This is a genomic window from Flavobacterium sp. KMS, from assembly GCF_000813005.1.
GTDB lineage: Bacteria > Bacteroidota > Bacteroidia > Flavobacteriales > Flavobacteriaceae > Flavobacterium.
In genome coordinates this window covers 37983-63062 of the sequence record NZ_JSYP01000008.1, presented here as the reverse complement: position 1 = coordinate 63062, position 25080 = coordinate 37983, and the positions used below count along the sequence as shown (strand labels likewise).

21 protein-coding genes are annotated in these 25080 nt (G+C 32.0%); 4 read left to right on the top strand and 17 right to left on the bottom strand.

Translation table 11 applies throughout. The annotated features are described in order from the left end of the window. Positions 1-25: 25 nt before the first annotated feature. Both OA93_RS09775 and prmA read right to left on the bottom strand, forming a co-directional pair. Positions 26-301 carry an ATP-dependent Clp protease adaptor ClpS gene (locus tag OA93_RS09775; protein WP_035625878.1) on the bottom strand — a complete coding sequence of 92 codons (276 nt, stop codon included), beginning with the start codon at positions 299-301 and terminating at the stop codon, positions 26-28. 35 nt (positions 302-336) lie between these two features. Next, complete coding sequence (gene prmA, locus OA93_RS09770) at positions 337-1173, bottom strand: 50S ribosomal protein L11 methyltransferase (protein ID WP_039113002.1); 837 nt, start codon at positions 1171-1173, stop codon at positions 337-339. Between the two features lie 113 nt (positions 1174-1286). On the opposite strand from prmA, the gene OA93_RS09765 reads away from it, so the two are divergent. Continuing rightward, positions 1287-2429 carry a hypothetical protein gene (locus OA93_RS09765; protein ID WP_039113001.1) on the top strand — a complete coding sequence of 381 codons (1143 nt, stop codon included), beginning with the start codon at positions 1287-1289 and terminating at the stop codon, positions 2427-2429. Next, positions 2386-4731 carry a hypothetical protein gene (locus OA93_RS09760; RefSeq protein WP_039113000.1) on the top strand — a complete coding sequence of 782 codons (2346 nt, stop codon included), beginning with the start codon at positions 2386-2388 and terminating at the stop codon, positions 4729-4731. The genes OA93_RS09765 and OA93_RS09760 overlap by 44 nt, the downstream gene beginning before the upstream one ends. A gap of 202 nt (positions 4732-4933) precedes the next feature. Here the strand turns inward: OA93_RS09760 and OA93_RS09755 are convergent, their stop codons facing one another. The 6 genes from OA93_RS09755 to OA93_RS09730 form a co-directional block, all read right to left on the bottom strand. Further along, positions 4934-6949: a DUF349 domain-containing protein gene (locus tag OA93_RS09755; RefSeq protein WP_039112999.1), complete on the bottom strand. Its 2016-nt coding sequence runs from the start codon at positions 6947-6949 to the stop codon at positions 4934-4936. A gap of 205 nt (positions 6950-7154) precedes the next feature. Next, entirely contained in the window at positions 7155-8558 is a 1404-nt protein-coding gene (locus tag OA93_RS09750; RefSeq protein WP_052259420.1) for a glycoside hydrolase family 1 protein, read from the bottom strand. A gap of 355 nt (positions 8559-8913) precedes the next feature. Beyond that, positions 8914-9663, bottom strand: a complete 750-nt coding sequence (locus OA93_RS09745; RefSeq protein WP_039112998.1) for a shikimate dehydrogenase — start codon at positions 9661-9663, stop codon at positions 8914-8916. Further along, entirely contained in the window at positions 9663-11060 is a 1398-nt protein-coding gene (locus OA93_RS09740) for a tetratricopeptide repeat protein (protein ID WP_039112997.1), read from the bottom strand. The genes OA93_RS09745 and OA93_RS09740 overlap by 1 nt, the downstream gene beginning before the upstream one ends. Before the next feature lie 271 nt (positions 11061-11331). Further along, positions 11332-12522, bottom strand: coding sequence for an aspartate aminotransferase family protein (locus OA93_RS09735; RefSeq protein ID WP_039112996.1), 1191 nt, complete (start codon positions 12520-12522; stop codon positions 11332-11334). Positions 12523-12678: 156 nt separating this feature from the next. Further along, a complete protein-coding gene (locus OA93_RS09730) occupies positions 12679-14280 on the bottom strand; it encodes an OstA-like protein (RefSeq protein ID WP_052259422.1) in 1602 nt (533 codons plus the stop codon). Positions 14281-15140: 860 nt separating this feature from the next. On the opposite strand from OA93_RS09730, the gene OA93_RS09725 reads away from it, so the two are divergent. Then, positions 15141-17012: an alpha-amylase family glycosyl hydrolase gene (locus tag OA93_RS09725; protein ID WP_039112994.1), complete on the top strand. Its 1872-nt coding sequence runs from the start codon at positions 15141-15143 to the stop codon at positions 17010-17012. Positions 17013-17068: 56 nt separating this feature from the next. On the opposite strand, the gene OA93_RS09720 is transcribed toward OA93_RS09725, so the two are convergent. From OA93_RS09720 to rsfS, 7 genes are all read right to left on the bottom strand, one after another. Continuing rightward, the gene (locus OA93_RS09720; RefSeq protein ID WP_039112993.1) at positions 17069-17860 is read right to left on the bottom strand and encodes a superoxide dismutase; all 792 of its coding nucleotides are present in this window, start codon (positions 17858-17860) and stop codon (positions 17069-17071) included. A 7-nt stretch (positions 17861-17867) separates the two neighbouring features. Next, positions 17868-18137: an acyl-CoA-binding protein gene (locus tag OA93_RS09715; RefSeq protein ID WP_039112992.1), complete on the bottom strand. Its 270-nt coding sequence runs from the start codon at positions 18135-18137 to the stop codon at positions 17868-17870. Next, on the bottom strand, positions 18137-18790 hold the full coding sequence (locus OA93_RS09710; RefSeq protein WP_039112991.1) for a phosphatidylserine decarboxylase family protein: 654 nt from the start codon (positions 18788-18790) through the stop codon (positions 18137-18139). Before OA93_RS09710 ends, OA93_RS09715 begins: the two co-directional genes overlap by 1 nt. Beyond that, a complete protein-coding gene (locus OA93_RS09705) occupies positions 18780-19667 on the bottom strand; it encodes a phosphatidate cytidylyltransferase (protein WP_039112990.1) in 888 nt (295 codons plus the stop codon). Before OA93_RS09705 ends, OA93_RS09710 begins: the two co-directional genes overlap by 11 nt. A gap of 1 nt (position 19668) precedes the next feature. Beyond that, on the bottom strand, positions 19669-20271 hold the full coding sequence (locus OA93_RS09700; protein ID WP_039112989.1) for a lactate utilization protein B/C: 603 nt from the start codon (positions 20269-20271) through the stop codon (positions 19669-19671). 113 nt (positions 20272-20384) lie between these two features. Next, entirely contained in the window at positions 20385-22310 is a 1926-nt protein-coding gene (gene ftsH, locus OA93_RS09695; protein ID WP_039112988.1) for an ATP-dependent zinc metalloprotease FtsH, read from the bottom strand. 15 nt (positions 22311-22325) lie between these two features. Further along, positions 22326-22697, bottom strand: coding sequence for a ribosome silencing factor (gene rsfS / locus OA93_RS09690; protein WP_039112987.1), 372 nt, complete (start codon positions 22695-22697; stop codon positions 22326-22328). A gap of 93 nt (positions 22698-22790) precedes the next feature. On the opposite strand from rsfS, the gene OA93_RS09685 reads away from it, so the two are divergent. Continuing rightward, entirely contained in the window at positions 22791-23519 is a 729-nt protein-coding gene (locus tag OA93_RS09685; protein ID WP_039112986.1) for a biotin--[acetyl-CoA-carboxylase] ligase, read from the top strand. Positions 23520-23656: 137 nt separating this feature from the next. On the opposite strand, the gene OA93_RS09680 is transcribed toward OA93_RS09685, so the two are convergent. Then, complete coding sequence (locus OA93_RS09680; protein WP_039112985.1) at positions 23657-24319, bottom strand: hypothetical protein; 663 nt, start codon at positions 24317-24319, stop codon at positions 23657-23659. A gap of 235 nt (positions 24320-24554) precedes the next feature. Next, positions 24555-24947, bottom strand: a complete 393-nt coding sequence (locus tag OA93_RS09675) for an SRPBCC family protein (protein WP_039112984.1) — start codon at positions 24945-24947, stop codon at positions 24555-24557. Between the last annotated feature and the right edge of the window lie 133 nt (positions 24948-25080).

The following is a 25080-nucleotide window of genomic DNA, read 5'->3' as shown; positions in this document are numbered from 1 at the left end:
ATTTTTTAAATTATTGGTAATTAAATTAAATAATCTCAGCGCTCAGTCCAGCTTCTAAAAGTTGGGTGCATTGTGGTTTTAATTTATCCATCGATCCCGTTTTTACAGTACATTTTCCGTTATAATGTACAATAAGGGAACATTGTTCTGCTTGTTCAGGTGTATGATTACATACGCGAATTAAAGTTTCGATTACATGATCAAAAGTATTTACATCATCGTTATACACAATAATTTCGTTGTTAAACGATATTGCTTCTTTTTCCCGAACTTTTTCTCTTACTTTTTCTTTAGTACTCATTTTTTCAGCTTTTTGTACTGTTGTAATTCCTTAAATTACAAATTTACATATTTTAAAGAAACCCAATTATTTCTTTGAAATTTTTTAACATATTCTAATCCTCTTTCAGTGCATGATGCATCGATGTAAGGGATGTCTTCTTCATAAAAACCACTTAATAATAAAGTCCCTTTTGGATTCAGACAGTCAACATAACTTTGCATATCATTCAGTAATATGTTACGGTTGATATTAGCAATAATCAAATCATATTTTTTACCTGCTAATAAAGCTGCATCACCTTCGTAAACGGTGATATGCTTGCAATTATTGCGTTCAGCGTTTTCTATAGAGTTTAAATAACACCAGTTATCGATATCAATAGCATCGATTGGTTGCGCGCCTTTCATTTCGGCAAGAATAGCAAGAATAGCAGTTCCACAACCCATATCAAGCGTTTTCATTCCGTTAACATCCATTTCTAATAAATGCTGAATCATCATGTGAGTTGTTTCGTGATGACCAGTTCCAAAGCTCATTTTTGGTTCAATTACAATATCAAACTCGGCATCAGTTTTTGGATGAAAAGGAGCACGTACATGGCAATTTCCATCAACATCGATAGGTTCGAAGTTTTTTTCCCATTCTTCGTTCCAGTTTACTTGCTCGATTTCTTCGAATGTATATTCAATTTTAAATTCATCCGATTGTAAAATATGAATATCTTCCAGGATAGCTTCGTCCCATAAATCCTTTTGAACAAATGCAGAAATCCCAGTTTCGGTTTCAGTAAAACTCTCAAATGCTTTCTCGCCTAATTCGGCAATTAGTATTTCTGATCCTAACTCTTTAGGCTCAATTGTAAAGTGATACCCGATATAAATGTTTGACATGTTTATTTTTTTTGCAAAGGTAGCAATCGAAACTTAAAATTGTTTAAAAAAAATAAAGAACCTTATTCTTTTATGCATTACTTTAGCTTTAAAATTGTAAGTATTATTAAAAAATGAAAAGCTTAATTATTATACTGTTGTTTGTGGTAATAAATAGCTCTGGATGCGATGAAAAGAAAGAAGTCGTTCGTTCTTTTTGTTATTGGAAAACAAGTGCTTATTTTGATAAAGAAGAAGATTCTATTTGTAAGAATTTAAATGTAAAACACATGTATGTTCGGTTTTTTGATGTGGATTGGAATCCATATACCAATGAACCTCTTCCTGTTGCAACGATAAGCCGAATAGATCTGAATGAAAGTAATCCAGAAATTACGCCAAGTGTTTTTATTACTAATGAAGTTGTTTTGAAGGCAAATAAAGTACAATTAGATAGTTTAGCCAGAAGAATCCAGAAAAGGATAACAGAAATTGGACTCAATTATAATAAAGAAAAGGCATATAAGAGAGCCAGTACTATTGTATATTCAGATTATGGGAAGCAAAATGGGCAGATTAAAAAAGCATTAGATTTAGATTCCATAAAAGCAATTGAATTAGCTAAGTTAAAACCCAATTTTGAAGAGATTTTAATTGATTGTGATTGGACAGAAAAATCCAAGGACAATTATTTTTATTTATTGCAACAAGTTAAAAAAGAATTTAAAAGTTCCCAATTATCTGCAACCATAAGATTATGGCAATATAAATATTGTGAAAAAGCAGGAACTCCCCCTGTAGATCGTGGGTTATTAATGTGTTACAATTTATCAAGTCCTAATGATTATAAAACGAAGAACTCAATTGGTACAAGTGATGAATTGGAAAAATACATAACACATAGTGATTATGATCTGGATTTAGATATTGCATTACCTTTATATAGCTGGTCGGTTGTTTTTAGAGGAAATGAATTTAAAGGTATCGTTTCTGATTATGAAGAGTTTGTTAAAGATTCTACACGGTTTAAAAAAGTAGCAGAGAATAAATATCAACTTCAAGATGATGTTTTGATAGGGCAGACGTATTTGCGAAATGGGGATGAGATAAGAATTGAAAAAATTTCAGATGAGGAGATAAATAAAATGATTTCGATTATAAAAAACAGAATACCATTTGATAATCATACAAAGGTTACTTTCTTTTCTTTTGATAAAAAATACATCCACGATTATGGCATCAAAAACATATCCGGGTATTATGCGCGTTTTCAGTAGTTTAGTTTTACTGTTTATTTTTCAGGCTTCGTTTGCTTGCGGATGGTATGAATCGGCAGAAACGAGTCGTTTAGCCTTGTTTAAATCAGAAAGAGATGGGTTCTTAAAACTGCATTATTTTTGTTACTCAGCCAATAGTTATCATGAGGTTAGCCAGGTTTCTAATAAAGATCAGGGATTAAATTGTATTGAGTGGCAGAAAAAAATAGGAGCAAACGTTTCTACATCAGATATTTATGCAATTTTATACGAAACAGATTCAGATAAATTCCAAGCAGCTTATCAAACCAATACATTAAAGCAAGTTTTTGCAAAGAATACTTTTATCGCAACTTTGTTGCGTTTTAAAAACAAACCCTTCTTAGACTATTTAGTATTAGCTAAAAAATTAGAATATAATAATGTTCCAAGTTCTAAATGGGAATCTTGGAGCGGAATAAACAGTTATCCGGAAAACGTAAACACTGTTGCAATAGGTGATTATAATAAAAAGATTTTGTCTGCCAAAGATCCTTTTTTAAAACAACGTTATGCATTTCTTATTCTTAGAGATCGTTTTTATAGCTCAGACAAAGCCGAAGTAATCCGTTTATACGATACTTATTTTGCTAACAATAATAATACAATTTTAGCATCTTGGGCATTGTATTATAAAGCTTTATGTATTGATGATTTTCCTCTTCAAAATTATTTACTGAGTAAAGTTTTTGCTTCTTGTGATGATAAATCATTTGCAGTAATGCAGCATTACAATTTTAAGCAAACTGCGGCTACACTAAGATTGGCAAAGAATGAAGATGAACGAAACATGATTTTGATTATCGAAAGTTTGCGTAATCCTGCTCCAGACTTAAATACTATAAAACAAATCTATAAATTCGACCCTAATAGTATTTATTTTAGTTTTTTAGTTCAAAGAGAGATAAACAAACTTGAAGATTGGATTTTTACTCCCAAATATTCCGTTAATAAAATTCCGGCAGTAAGTTTTGATAAAATGAGTTGGTATGATAATTATGAAAAAGCCAAAGCAGATAATTTTAATAAAGACATTTTTTATCTAAGAGAGTTAAAACAGTTTTTAATTGATGTTCATGACGAAGTTTCAGGAGAGCAGAAAGATTTTATTGCGTCGGCAATTGCTCAATTATGTTTTATAGATGATGAAATAGACTTGGGAAAAAAATATGTCAACATGATTTCTGTTAATGCTAATGTTTCAATCCAATTACAAAAAAATATTCAGTTGGCTCTTGTGGCATTAAAACAAGATAATTTACAAGATAAAAACACCCAAAATAATCTCTTTAAATATTTTAATGTAATAGAGGATTTGGTTGAAGAGGATGTTAGTTTACTTAAAAACTTATATAGTTTGTATCGGATTGCAAGTGATGAGTTTTCTAAACAAGGAGATAAAGCGATAGCAGGTTTATTATTTTTAAAATCTAATCTTAAAAAAGAAGCATCTGATTCTTGGTATTATTATGCACCATCTTTTTATGAATATACTGGCTACTTTGAGCGATATGCAACTCTAGAGGATATGGATAACCTGATTGAATTGTATCAAAAAGAGGATAAAACACCGTTTGAGAAATACATTTGTGCAGGAACAACGGCACCAGATGTAAATTTTTATAGAGATGTAAAAGGAACGATTGCTTTCAGGAAAAATAATTTAGCAATAGCCTATCAGGTTTTTGCTAGTATGCCCGCTAATTTCTGGCAGAAAAACTACGAGTATAAAAATAATCTTAATGAAGATCCATTTGTTCCGAAGGTGTTGCAAAAAGCTAAGGAAAGAAAGTTTAGTTATCGTTTTAATAAAGCTGAATTTGTAGCTAGATTAATTGAGTTAAAAAAAGAGAATACTGCCACAAGCAATTTACTATTAGCGCATGCTTATTTTAATGTTTCTTATTGGGGTAATTCTTGGATGATGCTTGCTTATGACTGGTCTTCTAGAATTGGAGAAACGGATTCTGATTATATATATGGAGGAAATAATTATGATGCTGAGATGATGTATCAAAATTCAAATTATTATCGATGTACGCTGGCTAAAATGTATTATGAAAAGGCATTGAAATTGTCTAAAAATAAAGAAGAAAAGGCAGTGGCTAGTTTAATGATTTTCGAATGTAATTATTATGATTATTATCGAAATTCTGATATTTCATCCGCTAATCTTACAGCTTTTAAATCAGGAAAAGAAATTACAGATTTTTATTCTGTGTATAGTACAACAAAAACATTCAAGCAATATAATTGCCCACTTTTAAAAGCATTTATAAATTAGGATTTGGATATAAATTTAACCGCAAAGCACGCTAAGATTTACGCAAAGTTCGCAAAGAATACAAGGCTTAGCGAACTTTGCGGTTTTTCGACATTATGTAGAGAAACCTTAGCGCCCTTTGCGGTTAAACATTAAAATATAAAACAAAAAAAGAGCGATAATTAATTTTATCGCTCTTTTTATTTATAAACTTTTAATAGATTTAGTGGTTGTCTAAATTTCTTAATTGGTGTAATTTTTCTTTCCAAACATCAAGACTTTCTTTGTGAAGCGCAATGTTTTTGCGAACTTCCAGAACTATTGAGTTTTCTTTCTTGGCATTTTTAGTATTAGTAAAGAACTGAATGTTGTTTTCTAATTGGAAAATTTCATTTTGAACTTCTTCAATTTTACGCATTAAGAAAATTTTCTCATTGTCTAATTTTCTAGTATCATTACTTTCTGATAAATTATCGATTCTATTAGCAAATCGAATCATTTCTGTTTCTTTTTTGCTTAAGCTTAATTTTTCAAAAAGCGCATCTAGTATCTTATTGAATTTACCTTCGATATGACGTCTAGGAAATGGTACTTTTCCGAAGTTTTTCCATGTCTCGATATGTAATTTTATAGCATCAAGATCTGTTTTGTGATCTCCAGTAAGTTGGAATTCACGAATAGTTTCTAAGTAAGCTTTTTTATTATCAAATGCAGCTACTTCATCACCATTTTCTTCGTTTTTGTGCTCTTTTAATTTATCAAAATAACTATTACAAGCATCTTTAAATTCTTTCCAGATTTTATCAGAGTATTTTCTAGGAACATGACCAATTTGTTTCCACTCTTCCTGAATCTTTTTCATTACAGGAGTAGTCGATTCGTAATCGGTGCTTTCTTGTAATTCTTTGGCTTTGGCAACAAGAGCCATTTTTTTATTTAAGTTGTCGTTTTGATCCTTCTTAATGTCTTTATAAAATGAATTTTTAAAAGTATTAAAGTTTCTAACGGCAGTTTTAAATGCAGTCCAAGTAGCTTCGTTTACATCCGAAGGAACTTTTCCTGCTGCGAAGAATGCAGAGCGTAAAGCTTCTACTTTTTCTATTTGTAACAACCAAAGCGCGTGTGTATTTACCTTTTCGGTAGCAAGAACTTCGATTTGTGCAATAATATTTTTCTTAACTTCTAGATTTTCAAGTTCTGAACCTCTAATGTTCTCAAACAAAACTTCGCGTTTATCATGGATTTTTTTAGTTAATTCACTAAACTTATTCCATATCTCATCACGGTGTTCTTTAGAAACTGGACCGATATCTTCTTTCCAGATTCTATGTAAATCTTGTAATTCTCTAAACGCTTTGCTTACATCAGCTTCATTAACTAATTCTTCTACGCGAGCTACAATTTTTTGTTTTTGTTCAAGATTGTGTTTAAAATCTAAATCTCTGGCTTCACGATCTAAATGCAAATAATCATAAAAATTCTCTACATGAAAATGGTAGTTATTCCATACGTGATTGTACTTGTCTTTTGGGATAGAACCAGCATTTTTCCATCTTTCTCTTAATTCATTAAAATGTTTAAGAGTATCTTTTATGTTTTCTTGCGGATTAATAAGCTCTTTTAATTCCTCAACAATAGCCAGTCTATTTTCTAAATTTGATTTTAGATTGGTTTGTAGATTTTTAAAATGTGCATTTCGATGATTTCTGAATATATTGTAATATTCATCGAACTTCGTTTTTAATGGAGAATGATATTGAAATTCTTCATTTGGATCTTGATTCTCAGCATTAAATTCTTCTCTTTTTTCTTCGATAAGATGATTATACTGTAGTAAAAACGATTTCTTTATTTCTTCAATATGCTCTTTTACAGACATAACTTTGTCTGAAGAAACTAATTTTTTTAGTTCAGCAACAAGTTCGTCAAGCGAAAAAGTATTATAATCTTGCATCGGAAGGTCGTGACGCTCTTTTAGAGTTTCGTCTTCACTTTCTTCAGCATTAGAATTGGTTATTGCATCTAGTGCTGTCTGATTTTGAGTTTCAGCAACAGCTTCTGTATTCGATAATTCTTCCTCAGAAAGAGTTATTGTATTTTCAGATTCAGGCACAATGTTCTCTGCTTCATTTTCAATAATTTCAACCGAAGTTGTCTCACTGTTTTCAGCAGAATTTGCAGATCCATTTTCTAATTTTCCATCTGCATCTTGCAGGTTATCATTCTTTTCTTCTAACATCTTGTCAATGTATAAGGTTTTTACTTTAAATCTAGAGCGAAAGATAGTAAAGGTGTTCGGAACTACAAAATAAATCCCTTATTTATAGTGTGTTTATGTTTAAAATTCTTACTAATGGGTTGTTTTTGAGGAGATAAAAGAGATTGAGATTAGTGTAGAATATTTAAAATATTTTGAATTTTTTTGTCTAAAGTTGGTTTTAGAGCTATTTTATGTTCGAAAAACGTTTTGCAATTGTCTGATAAGTTTTGCCTCCATTTTTTAATTTTCTTTCTTGCGTTTCAAGATTTACCGTGAATAATCCAAATTTTTTGTCATATCCTAAACTCCATTCAAAATTATCGATTAGTGACCAGTAGTAATATCCTCTTACATCATAACCATCTTTTATAGCTTCGGATATGGCATATAATTCTCTTTCTATAAATAAACTTCTCCTGTTATCTTTGGCATCGGCAATACCTGTTTCGGTAATAATAATTGGCTTCTTGATTTGTGACATTCGTTTTATGGCTCTGTAAATTCCTTCGGGATAAACAGTATAATCCATGTCGGTCATTTCTTCGCCTGCTACTGGCGAAAACATTTTTTCGTGTTCTATAAATTTGAAAGTTGTAGCATAATGAGAATAGTAATTAAGCCCCATAAAGTCGATTGTATTGGGAGCATCTCTATCAATGTAATTTACATTGGCTTCAAACGGAACGCCAAAATGATATTTCCCAGTTTCAAAAAAGTTCAATGATGAATTGTTAAAATTATCATTGGCAACCAAAGCTCCAATCCAATCGAGTAAATTCCATCTGTTTTTAGGCTCAAAAAAGAAAATGTCTTTTACAATACCTATTTGAGATTCCTTGCCATTTGGTAAAGCTTTCAGTATTTTGTAAGCTTGAGTATGCGCAATTAGGATGTTTTTTAAAACTTGCCCAGCAATTTTAGAGTTCTTTTTGCCTGGAGGAAATATATCTGACATAAAAGCCAAATTGGTGTACACATTAATTTCATTAAATGTTGTCCAAAAAGTAACCCGATTACTATATCTATTAAAAACAGTTTTTACAAATAATAAAAAATAACTGTTATTTTCTTCTTTTTCAAATCCTCCTTTATTCATAAACCAAAGCGGTTCTTCAAAATGGTGTAATGTGATGTTTGGGATGATTTTCTTGGCTAATAAGCTATCAATTACATCTGAATAATGCTGAATTGCTTTTTCGTCAAATTTGTCTTCTTCGGGGTTTATTTTGCTCCATGATAAGGAGAAACGATAGGAGTTAACGCCTAGTTCCTGCATGAGTTCGATATCTTTGGGATATAAGTTCCAATGATCTGTGGCAAGTCCAGCTTTGTCACCATTATCTATGCGGGGTTTACCATCTTTATTTTTTTGATTTTCCCACCAAGACCAATTACTATTCGTATGTCCACCTTCGACCTGATGAGCGGCTGTTGCCGTTCCCCAATGAAAATCTTTAGGGAAGTTTAAATCATTTGTATTTTTCTTAGTCCAATCCCAACTTATAACGGGGTATTTTATAGAAAGATAAATAGTTATAAGAAGATATAGTATTGCTATTACAACGAGTACTTTTAAAAATATATTCATACTTTATTTATCTGTTTAACAGAAACAAAGCTAGAGTATTAAGGTTAAGTGATTATTTTATGGTGTTATGTTAGTATTAAAAAACGGCAATTAATGGTTGTGTTGTTATGTTTCGCTATAGTCTAGAAAAAAGGAACGCGGATGACACGGATTTACAAAAGTAAAAACGCGGATAAAAACGGATTCTACTTGTTATTCTTAAAATCCGTTTTTATCCGCGTCTTCGCCTAAGCGAATCCGTGTCATCCGCGTTCAAAATCAGCGTTCAATTAAGCGAGAGGCTTCGGAATAGTCGTAAAACAAAAAAGACCACAATCTTGCAATTGTAGTCTTTAATATTATTTCTGTAAGTATTTTATTTATTCCATATTTTCCAGGCTTTTTCGGCTTGAAAAATAAGCATATCGTATCCGTTTTTTATTACGGCTCCGTTTTCTTTTGCTTTTTTAAGAAATGTAGTTTCTTCAGGATTATAGATTAAATCGTAAGCGATGTGTTTTTTTGTAAAAAACTCGTACGGAATTGCTGGATAAGCTTCAATATTTGGGCTTGTACCAACGGGTGTACTATTGATTATAATTTGGTAATTATCAAAAGTTGTAGCGTTGATTAAATTATAATCTATGATGTTTTCTTTGGCTTCGCGAGAAACAAAGGTGTATAAAATCCCTAATTCGTCTAATGCAAAAGCAACTCCTTTAGAAGCGCCACCTGTACCTAAAATCAATGCTTTTTTGTGATGTGGTTGCAATAAAGGTTTTAATGATTTTTTAAAACCATAATAATCGGTGTTGTATCCTTTTAATTTTCCTGTTTTGGTAAATTTCACTGTATTTACAGCACCGATTAATGTGGCTTTTTTTGATAGTTTATCTAAAAAAGGTAGTATTTGTTCTTTGTAAGGAATCGTTACATTCAATCCTTTTAAATCGGGATTGTTTTTTATTAATGCTGTAAAAAAGTTAATTTCCGGAATATCAAAATTCTCATAACTACATCCTTTAAAATGTTCGTCGTTGAATTTTTCGGTAAAATAACCTTTTGAAAAAGAGTAACTAATATTTTTTCCTAATAAGCCAAAACGCCTTTTTAAAATATGAATCATTATTGTTTTTTATGTTTTGTAATATAATTTTGCACCGTTTTTTTAGTCCAAACCACTGGAAATAGGTCTTCGATTAAAATATAATTGTCAAAATTTAATCGTAATCCATTACTTAAGTGAAATTTGGCTTTAGTATTGTCTTGTATCATAAAATACAATCCTGCTAAACGGTATTCGATTTCATTTTCTTCTGGGAAATATTCAGTTGCTTGCAATAATGTTTGAATTGCGCTTTCGAATTCGCCCAAAAACTGAAGGATATCTGTCCAGAACAACCAGGTGTCTAGTGCATGATCACCAAATTCGACTGCTTTTCGGTAACCAAATTCTGCTTCTTCAAAAAAGTTCATTTGTTTGTTTATCATCGCATAGCGTTTCCAATACAAACGGTTTTGATTGTCGATTGCTAATGCTTTATTAACAAAGAACAATGCTTTCTGGAAGTTTTTTTGGCGTACATAAAAGTCGGTTATGGCAATCCATCCTTTGTCTAAAAGTGGATCTTCATGTACAGTTTTATTGTAATATTTTAGCGCTAAAGCTTTATTGCCTAGTTTCTCGTAACATTTTCCTATTCTTAATAATGCATACGATGTTGCATCATCTAGTTCGATGGTACGGTTGTAGCTTTCTATTGCTTCGGCATATTGTTTTAAACGTTCGTAAGCTTTGGCTCTTTCCATGAATGCACCAAGAAACTCATCGTCGATTAAGGTTGCATAATCAAACGCACGGATGGCGCTTTCATATTCTTTTACGCCATAATGCAAGCGTCCTAGCTGATGCCAAGCGATTTCGCTATAAGGATTTTTGTTTATGTATTGATTTAAATAGGTAATTGCTTCTTGATTTTGATCTAAAAACTCAAAACAATATACTACGTTGTATAAGGCCGATTGGTCTTCTAAATCTTCTTCCAGACATTTGATAAAGCTATCTTTTGCCATTTCAAGATTATCCATAAAAAGATATTCCATACCGATTAAATTGTACACGTCGGCAAAATCATCTGTGTATTCTAAAGCAATTTTAAGTAATTCGACTGCTTTTTCGTGTTGATCTCTTTTAGAATAGATGTTTGCTTTCTGGATGTAAATTTCTTCGTTGTTAGGTTCGATTGCGTACAACTCGTTCAAAAGCTTTTCGGCTATTTCGAGTTTGTCGTCATACACCAGCATCTCTACTTGTACTAATTTTAAGCCTGTAGATTTAGGATGTTGATCTAGTGCTAGTTTTAAGGCCTTTTTTGCTAAATTAGCCTTGCCTATGTCCAGATAATGAAGGATAATCTCTTCAAATTCTTCTGAATCAAAAAAGAGTACTTTGTTAGTTTTTAACATAGACTCAAATTTGGATAGGGATAGGTTATAATCTTCTTCTTCGTTGCTTAATTGCATACTTTATTTTTTTGATATTAGCCTATTATAAATTTAGGCAACATGTTTTTGTTATGTGGGGAAGGAGGGAATTGTTGTGAACAATTTAATTAACAATATTTGCAGTGCCTGCAATCAGTTTTTAGGTGAGTTTTTTATAAAACTGAAAGTATTTTAATTTTTAACTGCTTTGTAGTCAACAATATGTTTTAGCCCAGATAAAAGCGGTATCCTTTTGTTTTTTTCTTTAAAAAACAAAAGATATAAGCGGATAGCTGGAAATAGCTCCTAATTATTCTTTTTGCTTCATTATTTCATCCATTACATTTAGGATGATGGCGCAACCTTCTCTTATTTCTTCTTCAGAAATTGTTAACGGAGGTGTAATACGTATGGCACATCCTTCAAACAGCAACCAGAATAAAATAAGCCCTTTGTCCTGACAGGTTAAAATAACTTCGTTTGTTATTTCGGCACTTTCTGTCATGGCGGCAAGCATTAATCCTCTTCCTCTAACTTCCTTAATCAAAGGATGTACCAAAAGTGTTCTGATGAGTTTTTCTTTTTCTAATGTTTCGGGCATTAGGTTTGTCTCAGTAATTTCTTTCAAAGTTGCCAAACAGGCTGACGCAATGACAGGGTGGCCTCCAAAAGTGGTTATGTGTCCGAGTTTTGGATTTTCGGTAAGTAGATCCATTTTTTCTGCAGATGCTGTAAATGCGCCTACTGGCATTCCGCCTCCCATACCTTTTCCCATAACTACAATATCGGGAACGACATCGTAATTCTGAAAGCCAAATAGTTTTCCTGTTCGACCAAATCCTGGCTGAATCTCGTCGACTATCATCATGGCTCCAACTTCGTCGCAGCGTTTGCGTACTTTTTGAAGAAAGTTATCATGTGGCTCTATAAATCCTGCTCCTCCTTGTATTGTTTCGAGTATTATTCCGGCCGTTTTTGTGGTAATCTTTTGTAAATCTTCTTCGTTGTTAAACGTAATGAAATCTACATCGGGAATTAAGGGTCTAAAAGCTTGTTTGCGCTCTTCGAATCCCATAACACTCATTGATCCCATTGTATTACCATGGTAAGCGTTATGACACGATATTAACTGGCTACGTCCTGTTGTTCTTCGGGCTAGTTTTAGTGCGCCTTCAATTGCTTCGGTTCCTGAGTTTACTAAATAGGTTTTATTTAGTGATTCGGGAAGGAGGGAAGCCATTAGTTTGCAATACTCTACGGCTGGACTTTGCGAATATTCTCCGTAGACCATTACATGCGAATATTTGTCTAACTGATCTTTTATTGCTTGATTTACTCTTGGATGCTGGTGACCTAATGTACAGGCTGAAACACCTGCTACGAAGTCTAAATATTTTTTATTATTGGTGTCGTATATGTAGGATCCTATGGCGTGCGAAACTTCCATTCCTAACGGATATGGTGATGTTTGTGCTTGGTATTTTATAAAATCTGGGTTCATTTCTTTTTAAGGTACTAAGGTTCTAAGTTACTGAGGCGCTAAGGCTCAAAGGGACAGAGGTTTTCTAGTTTAATGTTTTAAACTGTTATTATTGTTATTAAAAACGGTGATTGAAAACTGTCACTGCGACTGTATACTAAAAATTGAGAGTATATACTATTTCTTGGTCTTAGTTGTCTTAGCAGGTTTTGCTGCTGGTTTCTTTTTGTCGTAATCGAGTGTTTCTTTCCTTACTTTCATAGGGACATTTTCTTTGGCATTTTCGTCTTTTCCTTCTTGGACTAATTTGTCGTTTTCGTCGTTTTCTTCTTTTGTGAAAATATCATCTTTAGACTTTATCTTTTCGTCTCCTCGCCAAACCATGCCTCGAAGTTTTCGAGCATTTTCGGGTAATTCGGCTTCGGGGAATATATCTCCATCTACTTGATTGAAGAATGTAATGGTTTCGATAGCATTGTTTTCTAAAATAAGATTGATTTTGCTACTTACATTTTTATTGATTCCGATAAGTTCATTGGCATCATTCCGCATATAGTAAATTACTTCGGTATTTTTTATGACATCAACATCGTGTAGTTTTCCGTCCCTAAATTTTCCGAATAAATTTAATCCCTTGACTTGATTATAGCCAGTTCCTAAGGTGTCCTTGGAGATTATAAAGGTGTTATTGAGGACTTTGAGCGAGTCGAGTTTCTTGGTATTATTATCGCCAATAAGATGCATAATATCGCCTGTAATCTGGCTTTCGCCGTTCCAGAGTATTGGGTTTCCTATTAGTTTTGTTAAGGCTGTTCTGCTATTAGAATGTATCGAATCGCATTTTCCACTCATATCGGTTTTAAAAAAACGAACATTGTTAAAAGCACGAATGATTCGATCTCCTTCTTTTCCTGTAATCATTAGCCTTTTTCCGTGTATGTAAACGGAATCGTTATCGACAAAGTTTATTGCAACAGCTCTCTTAGTAACAAACATGGAATCTTTTTGTTTGTATATTTCGGCATAATGTCCTTTTACTATTCCGCGATTTATTGAGTCTGTAATTTTTACATTTCTAGTTGCCGATGCAAAATCTTTATTTCGGTCATAGTATAAACTATCGCCTTCTATTAGGCGGGTATCATAGCGAATGTATGATTTCCGGAGAAAATGTGCCAGATTTTTTTTAGTATCATAAAAACCTTTTTCGGTATAGATATAATCGGTTTTACTGGTAATTGTAGATGGTCCAAAGAGATAGGAATGTCCAGAATTACTGTAATAATCTAAGTGGTTTGATTTTATAACACATTTAGGATTGGTAACCGTAACTGCGGTTAGGAATACAAACTTTTTTTGTTCGGCATAATATCTTCCTGATTTACTTTCTAAAGTATTGTCTTTGTTGATAATAGTTCCTTTAGAATTATAGAATACTTCCTGAATGTTTCTGTCAAAGTTTATCGTGTCTGTTTGTAATGTTGCATCTGGCGAGCTCATAACTGCATTTCCTGTTGCAAATGCTTTTTTTGAGTTTCCGCTATATTCTGCGTATTTACTATTTAAGAATAAGGTGTCTCCTTGTACTATCTGTACATTTCCAAAGGCTTTTAGGTAATTTTCTCCTTGAAATAAATAGGCTTTATTACAGGTTAAAACCACACCATCGTGATTTACTTTTACGTTTCCGGTAAGTAAAATGGCACCTGGCATTTCGATTTCATTTCTGTCGACAAAGTCAGAATGCTCGATGTTAATAATTTTTGGAGCTTGTGCCATTCCTAAATTAACACTTAAAATTAGCAAGCAGCTATATATGAAAAAGAGTGATTTCTTCAATTGATTAAATTTTTGTCAAATTTATGAAAAAGGAAACAACCTTAACAGATATTAGGATTTATTTATAACTGATATTATTTGATAGGGCTAAACTTTTTTTACCACGAACTATACGAATTTTTGCGAATTGATTTGTTTTAATTCTATTAAAAGTCCTAAACACATTTTCTTAGAATAACTGACGAGAAAAGAAACGCGGATAAAACTGATTCGCTCAAGCGAAAACACGGATAAACACGGATTTTTTAATCTGTGGCAGAAAAAGTTTAACCGCAAAGGGCGAAAAGGTTTACGTAAGGTTCGCAAAGATTTGAATCTATTTAATCATTTAATCTGTGGCGAAAAGGAACGCGGATAAAACAGATTAGCTTAAGCGAAAATGCGGATAAAAACAGATTTTTTAATCTGTGGTATAAAAAGTTTAACTATTAAGGTATTAAGTTTTATTAAGGATTAAACTTAACTTTTCTTAATTTCTTAATGGTAAAAAAAGCTTTTAATCTGTTTAATCATTTTAATCTGTGGCAAAAATTAATAGCAAAATAATTGTTTATGCAATCCCGAAGCGTCGGGAGTAAAGTTTCAATCCTTTGAACCTTTGTAGCTATGAACCTTTGCACCTTTAATAAAAAGTTTAAGTTATCAACAAATGGATGCACTAACACGTTGTAGTGTTAGTAGCAAAACCGTTTTTTTAGTTAAATTTTATTCTGCCATTTTATGTCTTAAAAAATAGATTAAATTTAAAAACTGGTTAATACATTTTGGTATTAAAATTAATAAAAGCACACTATATAAACATGATAAAAGCACGTATTCTTATAGCAGGTATTACCGCAATGGTATTAGTTACTGCATGTAAAACAAAAGATATAAAATTAAATACGGACAAGAGGGAGGTAGTTTCAGGAAATAAAGTTGTTGTATATCAGGTTTTCACCCGTTTGTTCGGAAATACTAATACCACAAATAAACCTTGGGGAACTATTGAAGAGAATGGAGTAGGGAAGTTCAACGATTTTAGCGATAAAGCACTTCACGAAATTAAAGATTTAGGTGTTACTTATATTTGGTATACTGGTGTTCCTCATCACGCTTTGGTTCGCGATTATACTGCATTTGGAATTTCTAATGATGATCCCGAAGTGATAAAAGGTAGAGCAGGATCGCCGTATGCCGTAAAGGATTATTATAATGTAAATCCAGATTTGGCAGTTAATCCGGCCAATCGCTTACAAGAATTTGAAGCTTTGATTGCACGTACGCATAAAGCAGGCTTAAAGGTAATTATAGATATTGTTCCGAATCATATTGCGAGAAAGTATGAAGGTAAAAACGATCCTGTAGGCGAAAAAGATTTTGGTGCCAATGATGATGTAACGGTTGAATACAAGCGTAATAACAATTTTTATTATATACCGAATACCCCATTTCAAATTCCAGATAATGATCTTCCGTTAAACGGTGAGAAAAATGTGCTTGTAGATGGGAAATTTGATGAAAATCCAGCAAAATGGACAGGAAATGGTTCGCGTAAAGCCAAACCTGATCAAAATGACTGGTATGAAACAGTTAAAGTAAACTACGGAATTCGCCCTGATGGTTCTAAAGATTTTCCTGAACTTCCTGCTGATTTTGATAAAAAATCATACCAAGAGCATTATAATTTTTGGAATGATAAAGATGTTCCTGATTCTTGGAAGAAATTTAAATCAATTGCTTTGTATTGGACAGATAAAGGTGTTGATGGTTTCCGTTTTGATATGGCCGAAATGGTTCCTTATGAATTTTGGAGTTATATGAACTCAGCGATTAAGGTTAAGAACCCAAATGCTTTCTTATTAGCAGAGGTGTATAACCCTAAAGAATATCGTAATTATATTCACTTGGGTAAAATGGATTATTTATATGATAAAGTAGAAACGTATGATAAACTAAAAGATATTGTAAAGGGGAAATCTTCGCCTGACGAGCTTTCAGGTATTCAGCTTAATATGGCAGATATTGAGCATAATATGTTGCATTTTCTAGATAATCATGACGAACAACGTTTGGCAAGTTCTGAGTTTGCAGGAACTCCGGAAAAAGGAAAACCTTTGATGGTAGTTTCTACAACAATAAGTACTTCGCCAACGATGGTTTATTTTGGACAGGAAGTAGGAGAAGCTGGAAATGAAAATGCTGGATTTGGAAAACCTACGAGAACTTCGATTTTTGATTATATTGGTGTACCAAATCATCAGCGATGGATGAACAATGGCAAATTTGATGGAGGACAACTTACGCAATCTGAAAAGGATTTGAGAGATTTTTATAAGCGATTATTAAATTTATCGATAAAGAGTTCTGCATTAATGGGTAGTTTTCAAGAAATTCAAACTGTAAATAGAAAGAATACTTCAGGATATGATGCAGGTATTTATTCTTATGTGCGTTGGTCAAATAATCAAAAACTAATTATTGTAGTTAATTTTTCTGCGGATAAAACAAGTGAATTTGAATTGAAAGTTCCTGTGGATGTTATTGCTAAATGGAATTTGAAAGATGGAGAATATACGCTTACGGATCAATTGTATTTAAAAGGTAAAACTAGTTTGGTTGTGAAAAATGGTGAAGGAAAAGCTAAAGTTAAATTAGCGCCATCGGAGTCGTTTATTTATGAAGTGAAGTAGATTAATATTTTTGTTAAAACCAAAAAAAAGCTGATACATTTTGTATCAGCTTTTTTTTAGACTTTTCTAACCTTGGTTAAAGCAGTTTTATAATTTTCGTTTATCTTTTCCCAATTAATGATATTGAAAAAAGCATCGACATAACTATTTTTTCTGTTTTGGTAATCCAGATAATAAGCATGTTCCCATAAGTCCAGAGCTAGAATTGGAGTTCCAGAGATTAATGCATTTTTCATTAAAGGATTATCTTGATTTTGGGTTGTTGTAATTTGTAATTTCCCAGCTTTATCTACAACTAACCAAACCCATCCTGATCCGAATTGTTTTGTTGCTTCAGCTTTAAATAAATTTTTAAAATTATTATATGAGCCAAATTCTTTATTCATTGCACCAGCCAGTGTATCTGTAGCTTGTTCAGCTTCTGGTTTTGGAGTCATACATTTCCAATAAAGGGAATGGTTATAATATCCACCAGCATTATTACGAAGATTTGCATCATTTAAATCTAACTTGCCTAGAATTTGCTCAATCGTCATATTTACATAATCTGTATTGGCAATTGCTTTATTTAGGTTATTAGTATAAGTTAAATAATGTTTGGAGTAATGTGTCTCCAGAGTTAATGATCTAATATTTGGAGCTAATGCGTTATATGCATACGGAAGTTTTTCTAGTAGAAAAGCTCCTGGATTTGCTTTAACTTCATCTGGACTCCCAATTATTATTTTTTCATCCTTTGATGGTAGAGGAACTTCAACGACTTCAGTTAGTTTATTGTTATCATTACAAGAGAGAATCGTAAGTGAAATCAAGATAAAAAACGAAAATTGAATACTATATTTTTTCATAAAATATCTATTTTGTTATTAGTGAATTAATGATTTCTATATAATTTTCTTTGGCTTCGTCTACACTTAAATGACTAATTTGAATCCACGCATTTGTTTTAAAAGCATTTCTCAAGTCAAAATTTTCAGATTGGCTATATTTTGCAGTACCAAAAGTTGCTTGTTTATAAAAAGCATACAGCCTCAATTGCACATCTTGTGGCAGTGAGGCTTGTGTCATTTTGGAAGCAATTTCAACAGCCTCTAAAAATCGTGTATCTAAATCTTTTTCAGTCATTACCCTTTTGTAGCAATAATGGTTTTACCCCCAATTGCTTTTTGGTCTAATACAACATTAATAGGTGTGCCCAAAGGTAAGAAAATATCTACTCTCGAACCAAATTTAATAAAACCTGCATCTGTTCCTTGTACAACTTGCATTCCTTCTTGTGCATAATTCACAATTCGGCGTGCTAATGCACCTGCAATTTGTCTGTATAAAACTTCTCCGAAAGTTTTATTTTCGATTACAACAGTTGTTCTTTCGTTTTCTTCACTTGCTTTTGGATGCCATGCAACCAAAAATTTACCTGGGTGGTATTTGCTAAATTTTATAATTCCGTCTAATGCATAACGAGTTACGTGTACATTAATAGGCGACATAAAAATTGAAATTTGTAGGCGTTTGTCTTTAAAATATTCACCTTCGTAAACTTCTTCAATAACAACAACTTTACCATCAACAGGAGCAAGAATCTGATTGATATCTTTGATAACTGTTCTTTTTGGATTTCTAAAAAATTGCAATATTATGATTAACAATAATAAAGCACTAATCTGAATCAACATTTTAAGCCAATTGATATCAATAAAATGATCAGTTAATAAAAGTACAACACTAACGAATATAGTGCCTAATAAAATGGATTGGGTTCCTTCTTTATGAAACATAATTTAAAATTTGGTAAAATAAAAATACAATTGGTGCTACAAATATAACACTATCTAATCGATCTAGAACGCCTCCGTGTCCAGGCATTATTGTTCCGCTATCTTTGACTCCGGCTATTCTTTTAAATTTTGATTCAATTAAATCGCCGATAGTACCAAAAACACCAACGATTAAAGCGATGATTGTCCATATTAAAATAGACATATCACTAAAGTTAGCGTTAGGTTTGATATATAATTTTGAAATTAAATAACCTGCAAAACAGGCAAAAACAACTCCGCCAAGAAACCCTTCGATGGTTTTTTTTGGTGAAATACGTTCAAATAATTTATTTTTCCCAATAGATTTTCCTACCAAGTAGGCAAAGGTGTCGTTTGTCCAGATAAGAATAAATAATCCAATAATGATTTTTGGATTATAATCTTTTATTCCAAACGAAATTTTGGTAATAAAAATAAAAGGCAATGTAATGTATCCTAATAAGTAAAGATATTTAGATGCTCGACTTATTGTTTGAGTATCATCAAATAAAAATACAATGCATTTTACTGATATCAATAAAGTGATTACTAATAATACAGTGTTTAATTGATCAACATTAATGGTGAATTTAATATCTTCTTTTAAAAATTTATTGATGTAATTTTCAGTTTCGCTTTTATAAAAACTTAGGAGTGATATGGTTGAGTAAAATACAGAAACAAATAAAATTGAAAATATTTTATTAATGTGAGCCAGATTACAAAATTCGTAAGTTGCAATAATTAGAAAAACACCGAAAAGTAAAATAAAACTTTCCGTTGAATATAGGATAGACGTTAGTAGTAATACTATATAAACGGCACCAGATAGAGCTCTCTTGAGGGTTTCATTCATCTTACAGGTCTTCTAAGAGCAATAAATACAAGTTCTTCGCTACACTTCCGTATTGCGTAAAGTCTTCTTCTTTTGCTTTTTCGAAATATTTTATAGTGGTAATATTGGTAGGGTAATCTCTTTCGTACTTACGTTTTATGGCACTAAGACCATCACTTTTAGCAGTAAGAATTTGACTTGTAGTTGCAAGAATAACAATATTTATAGGCAACTCGTTAGGTTTGTTCTGTTTAATTTGTTTTGATGAAAACAATATAGAACCTTCTTCTGCAATTAGATTTTCACAACTAGCTAATAAGAATTTAGGATTAGTTGGTCTTTGGTAAATTAATTTATTCTCTTCTAGCAAATGAAATAAGGCGGGCTCATAACATGCGGCTTCACTTTCAAACCAATCATTTTCTTCTAGGATATTTTCAAACTGTTCAGTTACTTCCTGAATATTTTCGCAGTATAAAAATTTACCTCCATTTTTTTTAAAATTGAAAATGAATTGTTCATCTATAGAAAGAGGATTCTCAGAAAGTGAATTGCTATATTCACTTTGATTCTCTTCATCAGATGCGTCATGGCTTGAACCAAATAATTTTTTAAAAAAGCTCATTATTGTTGAAATGCTTTACGTGTTAATTGAAAACGTTCAAAGATAAAAAAATCTTAATTCAAAAGTGGCTTTTGAATTAAGATTTTAAAAATAATTAAATTATTTGAATAGTATTACGAAACAACTTCTTCTAGGTTTTTATCAAAAGTACGTTTTCCGAAAATTGCTTCTAGGTCATCTTTAAAAATAACCTCTTTTTCAATTAAGATTTCAGCAAGTTGATTTAACTTATCTTTGTTGTCTTCTAATATTTTTATTGCTCTTTGGTATTGACCTTCAATTAATTCTGAAATTTCTCGGTCGATAACTTTTGCAGTTTCATCAGAATACGGTTTTGAAAAGTTGTATTCGCTTTGTCCTGTTGAATCGTAATATGTAACATTTCCGATTTTGTCATTCAGTCCGTAAATCGTTACCATAGCACGAGCTTGACGTGTAACTTTTTCTAAATCGCTTAATGCACCAGTCGAAATTCTGTCAAAAGTTACTTTTTCAGCAGCTCTTCCACCCATAGTTGCACACATTTCGTCTAACATTTGGTCTGTTCTTACGATTTGTCTCTCTTCTGGTAAGTACCATGCAGCTCCTAAACTTTGTCCACGAGGTACAATAGTTACCTTAATAAGTGGTGCAGCATGTTCCAGCATCCAGCTTACAGTTGCGTGTCCAGCTTCGTGAATTGCAATTGCTTTTTTCTCGTCTGGAGTAATAATTTTGTTTTTCTTTTCTAGACCACCTACAATTCTGTCTACAGCATCAAGGAAATCTTGTCTATCTACAGCAGTTTTGTTGTTTCTTGCAGCAATTAATGCAGCTTCGTTACATACGTTAGCAATATCTGCTCCAGAGAATCCTGGAGTTTGTTTTGCAAGGAAATCTAAATCAAGACCTTCTACTTTTTTCAAAGGAGCTAAGTGTACTTGAAAAATTTCTGCTCTTTCACGAATGTCTGGTAAGTCTACAAAAATCTGTCTGTCAAAACGACCAGCACGCATTAAAGCTTTGTCAAGAACATCGGCTCTATTTGTTGCAGCTAATACAATTACGTTAGAGTTTGTTCCAAAACCGTCCATTTCTGTAAGTAATTGGTTCAGTGTATTTTCTCTTTCGTCATTACCGCCAGACATATTGCTTTTTCCACGAGCTCTACCTACAGCATCAATTTCATCAATAAAAATGATTGCAGGAGATTTTTCTTTTGCTTGTTTAAACAAATCACGTACACGTGAAGCTCCAACACCTACAAACATTTCAACAAAATCAGAACCTGATAATGAGAAGAATGGTACTTGTGCTTCGCCAGCTACAGCTTTTGCTAATAATGTTTTACCAGTTCCAGGAGGTCCTACAAGTAAGGCACCTTTTGGTATCTTACCTCCTAAGTTGGTGTATTTTTCTGGGTTTTTCAAGAATTCTACAATTTCTTGTATTTCTTCTTTAGCACCTTCTAAACCAGCTACATCTTTAAATGTAGTTTTGATATCAGTTTTCTCGTCAAAAAGTTTAGCTTTTGATTTTCCAATGTTGAAAATTTGTCCGCCACCGCCACCAGCGCCGCCTGACATTTTTCTCATAATGAAAATCCAAACTCCAATAATAATAATAATAGGAAGTAAACTAATTAATATGTCACTCCAGTTATTTTTTTGAAGGAAATTAAAATCTTTCAGTTTGCCTTCGCTAACTGCTTTTTCTAATTTAGTTTGAAAAATTTGATCGTTACCAATTTCTAAAGTATAGTGAGGACCTTTGTTAGGTCTGTCAAAAATGTCTTTAGATACTTTTTTTTGCGCTGGATCCTTAAGTGCAGCAGCATTAAGATACACTTCAGCTTCAGCTTTATTGTATACAATTACTTTATCAATTTGTCCTTTTTCTAAAAAATCATTGAATTTAGAAGAGGTTAATTGGGCAGGCTCTTGTAAACTTGATCCTCCGGTTGCAAAACTGATAAATAAAAATATTAAAAGTATTGCGGTATAAATTAACCAAGGACTTATTTTAAATTTACTCGGGGTTGGATTATTATCTTTAGCCATTTGAAGAATGTTTCTTTAGTATTTGTTTTCGATTGTAGTTATTTTGGCATCTCCCCAAAGACTCTCGATATTATAATATTCTCGAATGTGTTTTTGAAATACGTGAACAACAATGTGCACATAATCCATAAGAACCCACTCTGCGTTATCGGTTCCTTCTATATGCCATGGTTTGTCTTTTAATTCTTTTGATACAGTTTTTTGTATTGAGCCTACGATGGCGTTAACTTGGGTATTCGAATTTCCGTTGCAAACGATAAAATAATCGCAAACTGCTGCGTCTATTTCCCTTAGGTCTAGGATACTAATATCATTTCCTTTTACTTCTTCGATTCCTTTGATTATGTTCGCTAACAGAACATCATTATTAACAGTCTTTTTCGCCATGAATTATTTTATATGAGTTTGTAAAGTTACCAATTTTTGTGATTATTTTTGAACCTTAACAAAATATTAAATTAAGTTATATAAATTATTTAGATGAAACTAATCAAACTCGATGCCATAGATTCAACAAATGAGTTCTTAAAATTATTAAGTAGCCAACAGGAGTCGGAGAATTTTACCGTTGTTACTGCCGAAAACCAAACAAAAGGGAAAGGACAAATGGGGGAGGTTTGGCGTTCTGACATAGGTAAGAATTTAATAATGAGTGTGTTGGTTAAGGATTTCTTGCTTGATAGCGAGCAGTTTTTTAATTTAAATATTATCTTTTCATTATCAGTAATAAAAGCTTTAGAAGAATTAAATATTCCTGATTTAAGTATAAAATGGCCAAACGACATTATGTCATATAATAAAAAGATTGGTGGTATTTTGATAGAAAATACGCTCAAAAGTGATGGCACTATCGTGTCAGTAGTTGGCTTAGGCTTAAATGTAAATCAGACAAATTTCGAAAATCTGCCAAAAGCATCTTCACTAGCAGTGATTTGTAACGCCCAATTTAACAAAGAAAATCTAGTTGTTTCGATTGTAGAGATAATGAAAGAGAATATTCTCCTTTGGAACAAACAATCTAGCTTCTTTTGGGGAGAATATTTTAATAAGTTATTTAGAAAAGGAGTTCCAATGCCCTTTAAAAATGTAAATAATAAAAATTTCATGGGGATTATTCAGGGAGTTTCTCCAATAGGAAAATTGCAAGTTTTACTAGAAGATGATTCAGTTTCGGAATTTGAGATTAAAGAGATTAAGATGCTTTATTAAAAGAGGTACTAAGGTTCTGAGAGGCAAAGGCTCAAAGGTTTTATTTTTATTGTTTTTCATAGCTCTTAGTAACTCTGTGAAAAAATAAAATCACTTTGATTTTTTTAATCATAGACTTAAATAAAGTTCAAAAGTTTTTAAACTTGAACTTTTATTGTTTTTACGGTTTTAGATTTTAATTTTCTATTCCAGTATATTATATAGAGCGTTCCTATGATTGATGGTGTTATCCATGTAATTATATTTCCGATACCCAATCCAGCAACGATAAAAGCTGTTATTGAAGCGATCAGAGCACCAATCATCTTTCCGATATGTTTGGATAACCAACCTTTATTTTTCTCCGAAAGATTTCTAAAATAAATAAAATCTTTCACAGTCATATAAAACCCAAATCCACCAAAGAAAGTAAATAAGATTCCGTTTTCAATGCTGTTTAATTGACAATATATTCCAAGTGAAATCATTATTACAGAGAAAAATAGCATAGTTCCCGAAGTTATCTTATCAGTTAAATCAGCTTTTGCCTTGTTTTTAAAAGTCAAAGCTCTATTTCCTGAAATAACAAGGTATATTGTAAATAAACCAATTAAGAATAAAAAAATATTGTGGTGTTTTGGAAAACAACAAACTATAAGTGAAAGAATCGAACTAGTTAGCATTCCGATAGAGAATAGTTTTCCCATTTTTCGATGTAAAGGCTTTCCTTTTTTTACAATTACGCTTCCAATTCCGGTAATTAATCCAATTCCTCCGAAAAAAGCGTGGATATAAATTAAAATCTTGATAGTTAGTTCCATTTTGATGTTATTTAGTTTGATGATTCAAACTTCTAACAATATTTATGTATTACATAAAATACATTACCGAACTGTTTCTTTTTAATGATGAATTGGTTTTTTTAAGGTACTAAGGTTTTAAGCGACAAAGGTTCAGAGGCTTTTAGCGACGTATTCAAACAAAAAGTCCGATTTAGCAAAGCTAAATCGGACTTTTGAATTTTATAATTATGAATTAACAATTATCCATTGTTAATTATAGTTTAGTCATATTATTGGCTAGAGTTTCAATAAATTTACCAATAGGTCCTTTTATCATCATTGCCATCATTGGGTTGAATTCTCCTTCAAAATCAAGCTTTACAGCACTAGAAGTGTCTGAAACAGTTTCGATGTTAGAAACCAATGTAAATGGTAATTTATCGCTTGCAGCACCCAAAACAATTTTGCTTGGAGCTGTTTTTTCTTTCATTTTTAATTTTATTTCCGGCATACCTTTTAATCCAAAAATAAAAGCATCTTCGCCAATTACTTCAAATTTAGCAATGTTATCTGGCATTAATTTTTCAAAATTTTTCACATCACTCAATAAATCAAATAATTCTTGAGCCGATTTCTGAACGGTAACTTTTGGACTTTCTAAGTTCATGTTTTATATTTTATTTAAATAATATCGTAAATTTTTGCAGCAAAGTACATAAGTTCTTTATGTTATTAAACTTTATAAAGTCCAGGTTTCAAAGCTGTGTCGGAACTAAATTTCTAAAATCTAGAATTTAAAA